The following is a 13,745-nucleotide window of genomic DNA, read 5'->3' on the forward strand; positions in this document are numbered from 1 at the left end:
ACGACGCCACCCTACGTGCATCATGTATCCAATCCGGATGTCCGGGGGTCCGCGACGCCGCTCGCGCCCCCGAGGCGCTCACCGCTCCCCCGGTGCACCGCTCCGCCCGCACCGTCCACGTGCGAGCGCAGATCGTGCGATCCTGAACGGGTGACTGACGAGATCCCCGTTCCCGACGACCTGCCCACCACCGTCGGCGGCGCCCTCGAGCGAGCGGCCCGCCGGTTCCCGGAGCTCGAGGCCCTCGTGGAGGGCGATCTCCGCCTCAGCTACCCGCAGCTGCTCGACGCCGTCGACGACGCGGGCCGAGCCCTCGTCGCCAGCGGCATCGAGCCCGGCGATCGGGTGGCGATGTGGGCCCCCAACTGCGCCGAGTGGGTCGTCGCCGCCTCGGCCGTTCACCGCGTCGGCGCCGTGCTGGTGCCGCTCAACACCCGGTTCAAGGGGCCCGAGGCGGCCTACATCCTCAACACCTCGCGCGCCCGGCTGCTGTTCACGGTGTCGGACTTCCTCGACACCGACTACGTCGAGATGCTGGGCGACCGCGGCGACGTGCCGTCGGTGGAGGAGGTCGTCGTGCTGAGGGGCCCGGCCCGTGGCGACACCGTCGGGTGGTCGGACTTCCTCGCCCGCGCCGCCTCGGTGGCACCCGACGCCGCCGCCGAACGGGCCGCCGCCATCGACGGCGACGACATGGCCAGCATCTTGTTCACCTCGGGCACCACCGGCGCCCCCAAGGGAGCCCCCATGCTGCACCGCAGCCTGGTGCGGGCCTACTGGTCGTGGGCCAGCGTGGTGGGCCTGGAGGAGGGCGACCGGTACCTGATCGTCAACCCCTTCTTCCACTCCTTCGGCCTCAACTCGGGCATCCTGGCCGCCTACCTCAAGGGCGCCACGATCATCCCCCATGCCGTGTTCGACGTCCCGGCGGTGATGAAGCGGGTCGAGGAGGAGAAGGTCACCATGCTCCCCGGACCCCCGGCCATCTACCAGACGATGCTCGACCACCCGAACCTCAACGACCACGACCTGTCGTCGCTGCGCCTGTCGGTCACCGGGGCGGCGGCGGTGCCGGTGGAGATGATCCGGCGCATGCGCGAGGAGCTCACGTTCAAGACCATCGTCACCGGCTACGGCCTCACCGAGGTCCACGGCATCGCCACCATGTGCCGCCACGGCGACGACCCCGAGATCATCTCGCAGACCTCCGGGCGGGCCATCCCCGACGTGGAGGTGCGCGTGATCGACGAGGACGGCAACCCCCTCCCCGCCGGCCAGGCCGGCGAGGTCGTCGTGCGGGGCTACGTGGTCATGCCCGGGTACTTCGAGAACCCCGAGGCGACGGCCGAGACCATCGACGCCGACGGGTGGTTGCACACCGGCGACATCGGGGTCATGGACGATGCCGGCAACCTCACCATCACCGACCGCATCAAGGACATGTTCATCGTGGGCGGCTTCAACGCCTATCCCGCCGAGATCGAGGGCGTCATCCTGCGCCACCCCGCCGTGAACCAGGTGGCGGTCGTCGGGGTGCCCGACCGCCGCATGGGCGAGGTGGGCATGGCCTTCCTGGTGCTGCGCCCGGGTGCGGAGCTCTCCGAGGAGGAGCTGGTGGCCTGGTGCCGCGAGCAGATGGCCAACTACAAGGTGCCGCGGCACGTGCGCATCGTCGAGTCGCTCCCGATGAACGCCAGCAACAAGGTGCTCAAGTTCCAGCTGCGCGACGAGGGCATCGCCTCCCTCGACAGCTGACCCGGGGTCGCCACCGCGGGGCAGGATGGGGACGTCCCCATCTTGTATATTTGATGCGTCTTCGCCGTTCGGGCGGTGGCGTCCCCCCCCACCACGAGGAGCTCGCGCCGTGGCCTCCAAGCGCACCCCGTTCCCCCGCCCCCTGCCGATCGGCTGGTTCGGTCTGGCCCGCACCGACGAGTTCACCGAGGCGGTCACCACGGTGGAGGCTTTCGGACGCGAGGTGGTCGTCTGGTTCGACGGCGAGCACCACCACGCCGTCGACTCCGTGTGCCCCCACCTCGGTGCCCACCTCGGCGTCGGCGGCCGGGTGGAGGAGGGCTGCCTGGTCTGCCCCTTCCACGAGTGGTCGTTCGGGGCCGACGGGACCAACGTCGCCATCCCCTACGCCGACCGACCCAACCGCAAGGCCCGCTTGGGCACCTATCCCACCATGGTGCGCAACGGGCTCCTGCTGGCCTGGTACCACCCCGACCGCGACGTGACGCCCACGTTCGAGGTGCCCCAGCGCATCACCGACGACATGGTCGAGGTGGGCCGCCTCGACCGCGTGGTGCCCACCGTGTGGCAGGAGATCGCCGAGAACTCCGTCGACATGGCCCACTTCAAGTCGGTCCACGGCACCGGCCAGGTGAGCCCCATCGGAGAGATGACGATGGACGGCCCCTTCCGCACCGTGCGCAGCGAGCAGGTGTTCCGCTCGGCCCGGGGCGACTTCCCCGGCACCATCGAGTCCAACAGCTGCGGCCCGGGCGTGGGCATCGTCCACTTCGACCTCATGGGCCGGGTCACCCAGGTGTCGTCCACCACCCCGATCGACGACGAGTCGTGCCGGGTGCGCTTCACCTTCTACACCGACGGCAGCGAGATCGCCGGCAAGATCGCGCCCGGGTTCGCCGCCGAGGTCGAGCGCCAGTTCGACCAGGACATCCCGATCTGGGCCCACAAGACGTTCCTGACGGTGCCCGCCCTGGCCCCCAGCGAGAAGCCGATCATGGAGTTCCGCAAGTGGGCCGACCAGTTCTACGCATCCTGATGGCATGCCCCGACCCGACCGGGTGGGGCGCCCCTCAGCGCAGGGCCTCGCCTCGTGGGTCGAGGTAGATGTCGGGCACGTCGATCTCGGGGTGCGCCAGCATCAAGGCGGTGATCTCCGCCAGCTGACGGCCGACGTCGTCGACGTGCATCACGGTGCCCGAGATGCCCACCGCGGCCCAGCGCTCGAGCGCGGTCGCCAGGTGTTCGGAGGCGCCCATCAGGTCGCCGAACCCGGTCGGCATGGTGGCCCCCATGATCACCCGCTGGAAGCGGCGTTCGGGGTGCTCGTGGCGCCAGTACCGGATGGCGGTGTCAAGGGCCGCCTTGGATGACGCGTAGGGCGCCAGGCCCCAGCGCACCTCACCAGCGGACTCCGAGGAGATGAACGACACGATGCCCTCGGGGGAGAGCACCTCTACGGCCGCCTGGGCCACCATCGACGGGCCCACCACGTTCACCTGGTACGCCGCCGTCCAGTCGTCGACCTGGGTCTCACGGAGGGGTCGCAGCGTGGCGAAGCCGGCGGAGTAGAGCACGACGTCGAGGCCGCCCATGAGCGCCACGGCCCGGGCGACGACCTCCTCGGCCTTCCCGGGCTCGGTGACGTCGGCGGCCACCACGTGACCGGCGCCGAGCTCGTCGCACAGGTCCTGGAGGGCGTCGGCCCGTCGCGAGCTCACGCACACCTCGGCGCCGAGCGCGTGGGCGCACGAGGCGTAGGCCCGCCCGATGCCCGACGAGGCCCCGACGACCAGCACCCTCACCCCGTCCAGCGACAACGACTGCGCCATGTCTCCCCCTCGGTGCGCTCGGTTGGATGCAATATACGTCCCCGTCCCGAGGGGGTCGGCCGGGACGCGGCGCTGCGGGTCAGGCCCTTCCGTCGAGGAGTGAGGGATCGGCCCGCAGCTCGGCGCGGACCATGGCCTCCCAGAAGCCGATGAAGCCGTTGCCGTCGCTCTTGGCCATGCGGTCGAGCCACGAGGCCGGCAGCGAGGTGCGCAGCTCCCCGCCGGCGGCCCGCACGTGCCAGGCCCGCTGGCAGCGCTGCTCGAGCGCCACCGCCCGCTGGTGCACGGCCCGCACGGTGGAGCCGAGCACGAACACGCCGTGGCCGGCCAGCAACGCCAGCTCGGCGCCGCCCATGGCCTCCACCGCCGCCCGCGCCGCATTGGCGTTGTCGACCGCGCCCTCGTACTCGTCGACGAGCACCAGCTCGCCGCCGCCGAGGCTCGAGCTCTGGTCGAGCGCCGGGGGCACCTCGCCCATGTCGGCCCACACGGTGCCGTAGAGCGGGTGGCTGTGCATGGCCACCCCCACGTCGGTGCGGAGCTTGTGCAGCTCGAGGTGCAGGGGGATCCCGAGGGGCACCGGCCAGTCGCCCTCGACCACGTTGCCCTCGAGGTCGATGCGGATCACCTGCTCGGGCCGCAGCTCGTCCCAGGTGATCAGCCAGGGGTTGCACAGCAGGGTGCCGTCGCCCTGGTTGATGGTGATGTGGCCGGCGAGGTGGTCGTTGTACCCCTCGCGCCACAGGGCCCGGGCCAGCAGCGCCAGCTCTTCGCGGGGCGTGACGTCCGGCAGCAGCTTCTCGGCGGTCGGGGTGAAGGCCATGGTGGCTCCTCGGTCGATCGGCGGTGGTGGCGGCTCGCTCAGCGAGAGCCGGCGGTGGCCGGTGCCGGCGGTGCGTAGGTGCGCCAGGTCTCGAGGTCGCGCTCGTCGGCTCGGCGACCGACATGGGTGACGGTGTCCACGTCGGGCGACTCGGCCCGCAGGGCGGCGACGGTGCAGCGCTCACGGGGCCGGACGGCGAAGGGGTCGAACTGGAAGGCCCGCATGGCGTTGCCGTGCAGGATCTTGTCGGCCTGCTCCTGGGTGAGCCCGGCGTCGATGGTCTCCATCAGGAACTCGGGGGCGTTGGGCCAGGTCGAGTCGGAGTGCGGGTAGTCGGACTCCCAGCAGACCATGTCCTCGTCGAGGTGCCCGATGAGCTCGGCGCCCACCGGGTCCTGGATGAAGCACACGTAGGTGCGTTCGAGGAAGACCTCCGACGGCAGCCGGCCCTCGGGCATCTCGGCCTGGGTCCAGCCGTGGTGGCGCTTGTAGACGTGGTCGGCCCGCTGCAGGAAGTGGGGCAACCAGCCGATGTCGCCCTCGGACAGGGCGAAGCGCAGGTCGGGGAAGCGCTGCCACCAGTTCCCCCAGACCAGGTCGCCGGCGGCGTAGGCCGAGCTCATGCCCGAGAGCGTCATGGGCACGCTGGCCGGCGCGTCGTGGGAGGTGAAGGCGCTCTTGCCCGACGAGCCGATGTGCATGCAGATGACCGTGCCCAGGTCCTGGCAGGTGGCGAAGAGCCGGTCCCAGTGGTCGGTGTGCAGCGACGGGTGCCCGAGCGGCTCGGGGTTCTCGGGGAAGGTGATGGCGTGGCAGCCCTTGTCGGCCAGGCGCTGCACCTCGGCCACCGCCCGCTCGACGTCGAAGTAGGGCACCAGGCCGAGGGGGATGAAGCGCTCGGGGTGGGCCGCGCACCAGGTGTCGATGTGCCAGTCGTTGTAGGCCCGGATCATGACCTCGTTGACGTCGGCGTCGGGTCCCTGGTTGAGGACCTGGCCGGCGAAACCCGTCCAGTTGGGGAAGTTGAGGCCGGCCAGCTGTCCGCCGGCATTCATGTCGCGCACCCGCTCGTCGACGTCGTAGCAGCCCGGCCGCATGTGCTCGTAGCGCAGGGCGTCGACGTTGTAGAGCTCGGGCGGCTTGCCGGCCACGGCGTTCAGACCGAGGTTCCGCCCCCGGATGTCGCCGTAGTACCACTGCTGCACCGCCCCGTCCTTCTCGTCGCGCACGACGGGGGTGAGTTCCCGGTACTTCTCGGGCACGTGGCCCTCGAACATGTCAGCCGGCTCACAGATGTGGTCGTCGACGCTGATCAGGATGAGATCCTCGGCACGCATCACGGGAGGGTCCTCTCGGGCAGGGGGTGGCGGAAGAGCTTCGCGGCGTTCTCGCTGCACATCATCCGCAGCTCGTCGTCGGGGATGTGGCCCCAGGCCTCGTGGATGACGTCCTGCACGTCGGGCCAGGTGCCGTCCCCGTGGGGGTAGTCGGTCTCCACCATGATGTTCTCGACCCCGATGCGGTGGCGGGTGTCGATGGTGCTCGGGTCGTCGAGGCTGCAGAACCAGAAGTTGCGCTGCAGCACGTCGGCGGGGCGCACGTCCCAGCCCAGGCCGTACCCGGAGCGGTCGATGATGTTGTCGAGGCGGTCGAGCAGCATGGCCACCCAGCCGATGCCGCCCTCGCTCATGGCGATCTTGAGGTCCGGGTACTCGACGGCCCAGCCCGACCACAGCCACTCGGCGGCCGACACCAGCGAGATGGAGCCGAAGAGGGTGGCGCCGAGCTGGAGGCTGGGAGCACCCGGCGGCGCCTCGTGCACCCCCGAGCTGCCCACGTGCAGGCAGATGACCGTGCCGGTGTCGACGCAGGCCTCGATGATGGGGCGCCAGTGGTCGCGGTCCCACAGCGACGGAAGGCCGATCTTGTGGGGCCGCTCGGGGAAGCTGATCGCCGTGAACCCGCGATCTGCGTTGCGGCGGATCTCGGCGGCCGCCGCCTGAGGGTCGGCCAGGTAGGCGATGCCGCCGGGGACGATGCGGGTGGGGTACGCCGAGTACCACTCGTCGTGGAGCCAGTCGTTCCAGGCCCGGGTGCACGCCTGGCCGACCTCGACGTCCTGGGCGGCGAAGAAGACCCGACCGCAGAACCCGGTGATCTGGGAGGGGAAGTTGAGGCTGGCCCAGACCCCGGCGATGTCCATGTCGCGGATGCGGGCCTCGATGTCGTAGCAGCCCGGGCGCATCTCGCTGAAGCGGGAGGGCTCGAGCTTGACGGTCTCCTTGCGCCGGCCGGCGATGGCGTTCATGCCCACCTGGAGGAAGACCTGGCCCTCGAAGTGCCAGACCTCCTGGCCGTTGGCGTTGGCCACGATCTGGGGTCCCCGCTCCTGGAGGCCCTCGGGCAGGTAGCGCTCGAACAGGTAGCCGGGCTCGACCACGTGATCGTCGACCGAGATGATCGTGTAGCGCACCGGACGGGGCTCGGGCTCGGGCAGGAACAGCTCGGGGTCGAGTTCGAGGGTCATGCGGGGCTCCACGGTCGGCCGACGTCGCCCGACCACCATCGCACGACCGGGCCCTGCGTTGCCCGTCGACCCAGGGCTGCTCGCCCGGCGTTCCCCCCGCGGGTGGGTGGGGGGCCGGCGACGGCTGGTCGTCAGCCGAGGTGACGGCCCAGGAAGTCGGCGGTCACGGCGGCCGCCCGCTGGTGCTGGGGGCCGTCGTAGGCGCAGAAGTGGTGGCCCTCGACCATCTCGAGTTGCTTGGGCTCCGACGCCCGCTCGTAGGTGTCGAGGGCGACAGCCGTGGCCGCCACCCGATCGTCGGTGGCCACGACCATCAGCACGGGGGTGCCGTCGAGGCGTGGGGCGCACACGGCCGGGTCGAACACCACGTCGGTGGCGTAGCGCATGGTGAACCGGTTCGCCCACCCCGCGTCGGGTCCCCGACCGAGGAACCACTCGGCGGAGTCGGCGTCGTCGAGGAAGCCGGGCACGTCGCTCCCCGGCTCGCGCACCACCGGGCCCTCCGGTGTGACCTCGACGGCGGGCGACACCGTGCCCTCGAGCGCGGCCCGGATGCCCTCGAACCGAGCCCGGGCGACCTCGGGGTCGAGGTCGGCGGCGTCGCCGATGCCGGCGAAGGGCACGTTGGCCACGACGGCGCGCACCCGCCGGTCGACGGCCGCCACGCACAGGGCCTCGCCGGCGCTGAAGCTCGACCCCCACAGGCCCAGGCGGTCGGCGTCGACCTCGGCACGGTCGGCCAGCCAACCGAGGGCGACGCGCATGTCGAGCATCTGGGCCCAGGGGTCGAGCTCGCCTCGGGGTTCGCCGTCGCTGTCGCCCAGGTTGCGGTGGTCGTAGACCAGCACGGCCAGCCCGGTGGCCGCGAACGCCTCGGCGAAGCCGGCCAGGCCCATGCGCCGGGTGGCCGAGAACCCGTGCGTCATCACCACCCCGGGCACCGGACCGTCCGCCGCCGTGGCCGGCAGGTACAGCCACCCCCGCAGCACCGTGCCGTCGGTGGCACTGAAGGCCACGTCGGTGCGCGCCACCTCACCGCTCCCCGGTGTGGCGTCGGTGTTCGCGTCGGCGTCGGTGTCGGTCACGGGTGCCCCCTCAGAGTCGGTGTGCCGCCGGCAGCAGCGGCGCAGCGGCCATGGCGAGAGCGGCCGCAGCGGCCATGGTAGGAAGGCTCCGGGGCCCCGGTCGCCGGGACCCGCCACCACTACCTGGGGGACCATGGCCAGCCATCCCTTCCACGACGTCGCCATCGTCGGCGTGCACAACACCGCCCAGGCCAAGGTGCTCGAGGGGCACGACGCTCGCAGCATCACGCTCGAGGCCGCCCTCGGCGCCCTCGACGACGCCGGGTTCGCCCCCGGCGACGTGGACGGCGTGGTCGGTCCCACCACCGCCGACTTCCTCTACCAGTCGCGTGGCGGGCCGATGTGGCGCTCGACCTCCGGGTTCGGCATCCCCGCCCTGCTCGACGGGGCCATGGCCATCGCCTGCGGCTTGGCCTCGGTGGTGCTCTACGCCACCGGCGGCGCCGGGTCCTACCGCGACCGCTCCGCCACCGCCCCGTGGACCCGGCCCACCAACGAGTACGTGCTGCCGTTCGGCATGTTCACCGCCGCCGAGTTCGCCCTCATGGCTCGCCGCCACATGCACACCTACGGCACGCCGCCCGAAGCCCTGGCCCACGTGGCGGCGACCATCCGCAACAACGGCCACGTGAACCCGGCGGCCGTCTTCGCCGGTCGCGGCCCGTACACCGACCAGGACATCCTCGACAGCCGCATGGTCGCCGATCCCTTCCACCTGCTCGACTGCGCCATCAACTCCGAGGGCGGCTCGGCCCTGGTGCTGGCCCGCGCCGACCGGGCCACGGCAGCGGCCCGTGCCCCGGTGTGGATCCTCGGCGGCACCACCGACCACGTCGGTCCCGCCTACCAGCACCCGCCCTCCTGGGACCTCCCCGGGCGCGACGGGTCCGTGGCCGGCTGGGTGGGGCGCCGCGCCGCCGCCCAGAGCTTCGCCATGGCCGGTCTCGGACCCGACGACGTCGACGTGTGCGAGTTCTACGACCCCTTCAGCTTCGAGATCATCCGGCAGTTCGAGGCGTTCGGCTTCTGCGACGAGGGCGAAGGCGCCGACCTGGTGCTCTCCGGCGCCATCGAGCCGGGAGGACGTTGGCCGGTCACCACCGACGGAGGGCTGCTGTCGTTCAGCCACGGCGGCGGCGCCGTGCAGATGGTGCAACGGGTGATCCGTGGCGTCCACCAGCTCCGCGGCGAGTGCGCCACCATGCAGGTGGCCGACGCCGAGGTGGCCATGTGCTCGGGCGGGGGCTCCGGCGCGCTGTTCAACGACGTGATGCTGCTCGGCAAGGAGCGCCCGTGACCCTGCTGGTCCCCCAACCCGAAGGCATCCCCCTGCCCACCCCGTCGGAGTTCTCCGAGACCTACTGGGAGGGGTGCGCCCGGGGCGAGCTGCGCTTCCAGCGCTGCCGCGACTGCGGGGCCGCCACCCACACCCCGGCGGTGATGTGCGCGGTGTGCACGTCCCGGTCACTCACGTGGGAGCAGTCGTCCGGCCTCGGTGAGGTCTACAGCTGGACCGTGGTGTGGCGACCCCCGACCGCCGACTTCGTCGTGCCCTACGCCCCGGTCATCGTGACCATGCAGGAGGGGTGGGAGCTGCTGAGCAACCTCGTCGGCGTCGACCACACCGAACCGCAGGTGGGCATGGCCGTCGAGGTGGAGTTCCACCCCGTGGGCGGGGGCGTGCAGCTCCCCTACGTCGCCCCGCGCCGCTGAGCGTCCGTCGGGGCGTGGTCGGCCCGCACCGGCGGCGCGGTGACGGAGTATTCCGGGGCGGTCAGGTGCGGCGAGGTCGCGACGGGCAGGCGCCGCCGGAGCGTTGGGCCCGGCGGATGAGGTGGAACCCGTAGCCGGTGCCCAGCACCCAGGTGAGCGTGAGCACACCGCCGGCGACCCAGGCGTGGTCGCGCACCAGCGCTCCGGCCGACGTGCCGGCCAGCACGGTGGCGAGCACGCCGAGGCTCAGCGGGAGGTGGCAGGGGCACAACAGGAACGACCACAGCAACCACCGGCGGCCGTGGCGCTCGAGCGCGACCGTCTCCGCGGCCGGGGCGACGAGGCCGTCGACGACCGGGAGCGACGAGGTGCGGTGGGGAGCGTCGGTCGCCATGCAACCACTATACCCCCCGGGGTGTCCATCCCGCACCGCTCACCACCGGGCAGGAGTCCCGGCGACCGTCGCGGGCCGGGCGCGTACAGTGGCCGGGCGCCCCGGAGGAACCGGGTCGCGAGACAGGGGGAACATGGCCGCGGGACAGGTCCGACTCGACATCGACGGTGCGATCGCCACCATCACCAACGACAACCCCGAGAAGCGCAACGCCTTCACCGACGACATGGATGCCCAGCTGTTCGCCATCCTCGGCGAGCTGCGTCAGCGCACCGACGTCCGGGCCGTCATCTGGCGGGGCGAGGGCCACTCGTGGTCGTCGGGTCGAGACGTGTCGGCCATCGGCACCAACAAGACCGAGCTCACCCACCACGAGCTGATGACCCGGGGGCACAAGGGCATCCAGCAGCTGTTCGACCTCGACGCCCCGGTCATCGTGGCCATCCAGGGGTGGGCCATCGGCGGGTCGTTCCAGCGGGCCCTCCTCTGCGACGTGCGCATCGCGGCCGAGGGAGCCCGGTTCATGCTTCCCGAGGTGGGCCACGGGGTGATCCCCGACACCGGCGGCATGGGCCGCCTGTTCCAGATGTGCGGTCCCGGGGTGGTCAGCGACATGGTGCTCACCGGCCGCCCCCTCGGCACCGAGGAGGCGCTGGCCCTCGGCATCGTGTCTCGGATCGTGGCCCCCGAGGACCTCGACGCCACCGCGCGGGAGATGGCCGAGAAGGTCGCCGCCGCCCCGGCGGTCACCGTGAAGATGGCCCGGCGCGTCATCCAGCACCTGGCCGAACCCGAGATCCGCACCTCCATGGCCGATGAGCTCGTCTACCAGACCTTCATCAACCAGTCCCAGGACTTCGCCGAGTTCCGCGCCGCCCGGGCCGAGGGCCGCGAGCCTCGCTACACGGGGAGCTGACCCATGACCGACACCGACGCCACCCCGCCCGCGCCCACGCCCGCCCCCGGCCTCCCCGACGCGCCACCGCTCGGCGCGTCGGCCCTCCCCGAGGGCACCTACGACGGCACCGTGGTCTTCGTCACCGGCGGCGGCACCGGGCTGGGGGCGGCCATCGCCACCGAGTTCGCCCGCCTCGGCGCCTCCATCGTGATCGCCAGCCGCAAGCCCGAGCACCTCGAGGCCGGCCACGAGCGCATCGCCGAGCTGGGGGCCCCGGTCGTCACCGTGGGCTGCGACATCCGAGACCCCGAGCAGATCGCGGCGGCGTTCGACGCCGCCGTCGAGGCCTTCGGCCTCCCGGACGTGCTCGTCAACAACGCGGCGGCGAACTTCCCGGTGCCGGCCGAGGACATGTCGCCCAATGCCTGGCGCACGGTGGTCGACATCACCCTCAACGGCACGTTCTTCTGCGCCCGCGAGTTCGCCCGCCGCCACCTCGACGCCGGCACCCCGGGGTCGATCGTCAACGTCGGCGCCAGCTACGCCTGGACCGGTGGACCGGGGTTCGCCCACTCGGCGGCGGCCAAGGCCGGCGTCAAGAACATGGTCGAGACCCTGGCGGTCGAGTGGGGCCCCTACGGCATCCAGGTCAACGGCCTGGTGCCCGGCCTCATGCCCCACGAGGACATGACCGCCGACATCCAGGGCAACCTGGCGCGCACCAACGACAAGGACGCCTGCCAGCCGGCGCTGCGGGTCGGGCGACCTCGCGAGCTGGCCTGGGCCGCCACCTTCCTGGCCTCGCCCTACGCCCGCTTCATCAGCGGCCACACCCTGGTGGTCGACGGGGCCAACTGGCAGCGCCGCACGCTCACCAACCCACCCGTGGTCACCGTGCGCGACCAGATGGGCAAGGACCCCTTCTCCCTGGGATGACCCGTCCATCCCCGACCCGGAGGGGTCAGGGGTGGGGGTGGGCCTCGATCAGGTGGGTGAGCCGGGCCAGCGAACCGGCCAGCGACACCCTCTCCACCGCGTCGACCCCCAGGGCGGACTCCCAGCCGTGGAGGTCGGCGTTGACCGAGGTCGCCAGGGCCAACCCCGCATCGGTGGCCTCGACCACGATGCGGCGTCGATCGGAGGGATCGGGCAGCCGCCGGATCCAACCGGCCCGCTCGAGGCGATCGAGGGTCAACGACATCCCACCGGTCGTGCGGCCGAGCACGTCGCAGATGGCGGTGGGAGCGCTGCGCTGCTCGGGTGAACGGCGGATGACGCCCAGCACCAGGTAGTCGGCCGCGCTGATGCCGTGCGCGGTGGTGATGCGGTCGAGCACCTGGCCGACGAGGATCTCGAGTCGGACCACGTGGCCCAGCAGGTCGTCGTCGCCTTCGGGCAGGTCGAGCGCAGGGTCCGGGGACGCGATCACGTCAGGGCTGCGCTCGACGCCTACGGCCCCCACTACTCGGTGATGCCGAACCGCTCGAGCCCGTAGGCGGCGATGGCGTTGCCCCGCAGCACGGCGTAGCAGGCCTGTTCGTCCATGCCGGCCGCGGCGAAGAGGTCGCGCGCCACCTTGCGGGAGTGGGGGAAGGTGCCGTCGGAGTGGGGGTAGTCGGTCTCGAAGAGGATCTGCTCGACGCCCACGTCCGCGCGGCACTTGAGGCCGTGCAGGTCGTCGAAGACACAACCGAACACCCGACCCCGCACCTGCTCGCTCGGGGCGATGGGCAGGTCGACCCCGCCCACGCCGTCGCGCCAGACGCTGTCCATGCGCTCGAGCTGGAACGGCATCCAGCCCACCTGGCTCTCGGCGAAGGCGATCTTGAGCGAGTCGAAACGACCGAGGGTGCCCGAGAACACCCAGTCGGCGAGCGAGCCCTGGGCGTTCTGGGCGTACAGCGACATGGAGGTGGCCAGCGGGGCGTCGGGCGAGGTGGTGGGCATCGACGAGGACGAGCCGATGTGCATCGACACGGTGGTCTCGGTCTCCTCGCAGGCCGTCCAGAGCACGTCCCACTCGCCGCTGTAGAGCGAGGGGAACCCGAGCTTGGAGGGGTTCTCGCTGAAGGCGATGGCGTGGCTGCCCTTGGCCGCGCAGCGGCGCACCTCGTCGGCCGCCAGCTGCGGGTCCCAGAGGGGGACCAGCGTGAGCGGGATCAACCGGCCCTGGCCGGCACCGCCGCACCACTCGTCGATCATCCAGTCGTTGTAGATGCGCAGGGACGTGACGGCGAGGTCCTTGTCGGGCCGTTCGGCGAAGCCCTGGCCGGCGAAGCGCGGAAAGATGTTGGGGTAGTTGATGGCCGCCGAGACGTGGTTGGTGTCCATGTCGGCCAGACGGGCGGCCTGGTCGTAGGTGCCGGGGCGGAAGTCCTCGTAGACCGCGGGCACGTTGCGCTGCTGGGACCGCGGGGTGCCCGCCGGGGCGTGCAGGAAGCCGGTGGGCACGGCCAGGTCGTCGAACAGCCAGACGTCGCACCACTGGCCGTCGTCGGCGTTGCGTTCGAAGCCGTAGTGCCCGCCGGTGAAGGTGAGCTTGACCTTCTCGCGCACCGTGCGCGGGCCGCGCTCGCGCATCGACGCCGGGAGCTCTCGCTGCCAGAGGTCCTTGGGCTCGAGGACGTGGTCGTCGACGGAGATGATGTCGGGCAGCTCGTGCTCGGCGGGGGTCACGTCGGGGAGCAGGCTCACAGGGTCCTCCAGGGTCGTCGGGCCCGG

General features: G+C 71.8%; 14 protein-coding genes. 6 read left to right on the plus strand and 8 right to left on the minus strand.

Annotation, left to right across the window (positions count from 1 at the left end):
- The first annotated feature begins 150 nt into the window (after positions 1–150).
- Both LUW87_RS09610 and LUW87_RS09615 read left to right on the plus strand, forming a co-directional pair.
- Positions 151–1,755, plus strand: a complete 1,605-nt coding sequence (locus tag LUW87_RS09610; RefSeq protein ID WP_232670958.1) for a FadD3 family acyl-CoA ligase — start codon at positions 151–153, stop codon at positions 1,753–1,755.
- A gap of 109 nt (positions 1,756–1,864) precedes the next feature.
- A complete protein-coding gene (locus LUW87_RS09615) occupies positions 1,865–2,791 on the plus strand; it encodes a Rieske 2Fe-2S domain-containing protein (RefSeq protein WP_232670959.1) in 927 nt (308 codons plus the stop codon).
- A 34-nt stretch (positions 2,792–2,825) separates the two neighbouring features.
- On the opposite strand, the gene LUW87_RS09620 is transcribed toward LUW87_RS09615, so the two are convergent.
- The 5 genes from LUW87_RS09620 to LUW87_RS09640 all read right to left on the minus strand — a co-directional run bounded on the left by LUW87_RS09620 (position 2,826) and on the right by LUW87_RS09640 (position 8,019).
- A complete protein-coding gene (locus tag LUW87_RS09620) occupies positions 2,826–3,584 on the minus strand; it encodes an SDR family oxidoreductase (RefSeq protein ID WP_232670960.1) in 759 nt (252 codons plus the stop codon).
- A gap of 79 nt (positions 3,585–3,663) precedes the next feature.
- Positions 3,664–4,407, minus strand: a complete 744-nt coding sequence (locus tag LUW87_RS09625) for a class II aldolase/adducin family protein (protein WP_232670961.1) — start codon at positions 4,405–4,407, stop codon at positions 3,664–3,666.
- Between the two features lie 38 nt (positions 4,408–4,445).
- Positions 4,446–5,744 carry an amidohydrolase family protein gene (locus LUW87_RS09630; protein ID WP_232670962.1) on the minus strand — a complete coding sequence of 433 codons (1,299 nt, stop codon included), beginning with the start codon at positions 5,742–5,744 and terminating at the stop codon, positions 4,446–4,448.
- On the minus strand, positions 5,744–6,934 hold the full coding sequence (locus LUW87_RS09635) for an amidohydrolase family protein (RefSeq protein WP_232670963.1): 1,191 nt from the start codon (positions 6,932–6,934) through the stop codon (positions 5,744–5,746). Before LUW87_RS09635 ends, LUW87_RS09630 begins: the two co-directional genes overlap by 1 nt.
- Before the next feature lie 131 nt (positions 6,935–7,065).
- Positions 7,066–8,019, minus strand: coding sequence for an alpha/beta hydrolase (locus tag LUW87_RS09640; protein WP_232670964.1), 954 nt, complete (start codon positions 8,017–8,019; stop codon positions 7,066–7,068).
- A 133-nt stretch (positions 8,020–8,152) separates the two neighbouring features.
- On the opposite strand from LUW87_RS09640, the gene LUW87_RS09645 reads away from it, so the two are divergent.
- Together LUW87_RS09645 and LUW87_RS09650 are read left to right on the plus strand one after the other, a co-directional pair.
- A complete protein-coding gene (locus LUW87_RS09645; protein ID WP_232670965.1) occupies positions 8,153–9,316 on the plus strand; it encodes a thiolase family protein in 1,164 nt (387 codons plus the stop codon).
- The gene (locus LUW87_RS09650; RefSeq protein WP_232670966.1) at positions 9,313–9,732 is read left to right on the plus strand and encodes a Zn-ribbon domain-containing OB-fold protein; all 420 of its coding nucleotides are present in this window, start codon (positions 9,313–9,315) and stop codon (positions 9,730–9,732) included. The genes LUW87_RS09645 and LUW87_RS09650 overlap by 4 nt, the downstream gene beginning before the upstream one ends.
- 61 nt (positions 9,733–9,793) lie before the next feature.
- Here LUW87_RS09650 and LUW87_RS09655 read toward each other — a convergent pair whose 3' ends face one another.
- Positions 9,794–10,126 carry a hypothetical protein gene (locus tag LUW87_RS09655; protein ID WP_232670967.1) on the minus strand — a complete coding sequence of 111 codons (333 nt, stop codon included), beginning with the start codon at positions 10,124–10,126 and terminating at the stop codon, positions 9,794–9,796.
- A 133-nt stretch (positions 10,127–10,259) separates the two neighbouring features.
- On the opposite strand from LUW87_RS09655, the gene LUW87_RS09660 reads away from it, so the two are divergent.
- Together LUW87_RS09660 and LUW87_RS09665 are read left to right on the plus strand one after the other, a co-directional pair.
- A complete protein-coding gene (locus LUW87_RS09660) occupies positions 10,260–11,042 on the plus strand; it encodes an enoyl-CoA hydratase/isomerase family protein (protein WP_232670968.1) in 783 nt (260 codons plus the stop codon).
- Positions 11,043–11,045: 3 nt separating this feature from the next.
- Positions 11,046–11,960 (plus strand): SDR family oxidoreductase, encoded by a 915-nt coding sequence (locus LUW87_RS09665; protein WP_232670969.1) that lies wholly within the window; start codon positions 11,046–11,048, stop codon positions 11,958–11,960.
- 25 nt (positions 11,961–11,985) lie between these two features.
- Here the strand turns inward: LUW87_RS09665 and LUW87_RS09670 are convergent, their stop codons facing one another.
- Complete coding sequence (locus LUW87_RS09670; protein WP_232670970.1) at positions 11,986–12,453, minus strand: MarR family winged helix-turn-helix transcriptional regulator; 468 nt, start codon at positions 12,451–12,453, stop codon at positions 11,986–11,988.
- Between the two features lie 32 nt (positions 12,454–12,485).
- On the minus strand, positions 12,486–13,718 hold the full coding sequence (locus LUW87_RS09675; RefSeq protein ID WP_232670971.1) for an amidohydrolase family protein: 1,233 nt from the start codon (positions 13,716–13,718) through the stop codon (positions 12,486–12,488).
- Between the last annotated feature and the right edge of the window lie 27 nt (positions 13,719–13,745).

The sequence above is a fragment of the Rhabdothermincola salaria genome (genome assembly GCF_021246445.1).
GTDB classification, from domain to species: Bacteria; Actinomycetota; Acidimicrobiia; order Acidimicrobiales; family Acidimicrobilacustridaceae; genus Rhabdothermincola_A; species Rhabdothermincola_A salaria.

What these genes read in the sequence shown, in the direction of transcription:
- LUW87_RS09620 (WP_232670960.1), bottom strand. Translation starts at nt 3,584, where the DNA reads ATGGCGCAGTCGTTGTCGCTGGACGGGGTGAGGGTGCTGGTCGTCGGG.
- LUW87_RS09655 (WP_232670967.1), bottom strand. Translation starts at nt 10,126, where the DNA reads ATGGCGACCGACGCTCCCCACCGCACCTCGTCGCTCCCGGTCGTCGAC.
- LUW87_RS09625 (WP_232670961.1), bottom strand. Translation starts at nt 4,407, where the DNA reads ATGGCCTTCACCCCGACCGCCGAGAAGCTGCTGCCGGACGTCACGCCC.
- LUW87_RS09635 (WP_232670963.1), bottom strand. Translation starts at nt 6,934, where the DNA reads ATGACCCTCGAACTCGACCCCGAGCTGTTCCTGCCCGAGCCCGAGCCC.
- LUW87_RS09645 (WP_232670965.1), top strand. Translation starts at nt 8,153, where the DNA reads ATGGCCAGCCATCCCTTCCACGACGTCGCCATCGTCGGCGTGCACAAC.
- LUW87_RS09630 (WP_232670962.1), bottom strand. Translation starts at nt 5,744, where the DNA reads ATGCGTGCCGAGGATCTCATCCTGATCAGCGTCGACGACCACATCTGT.
- LUW87_RS09665 (WP_232670969.1), top strand. Translation starts at nt 11,046, where the DNA reads ATGACCGACACCGACGCCACCCCGCCCGCGCCCACGCCCGCCCCCGGC.
- LUW87_RS09660 (WP_232670968.1), top strand. Translation starts at nt 10,260, where the DNA reads ATGGCCGCGGGACAGGTCCGACTCGACATCGACGGTGCGATCGCCACC.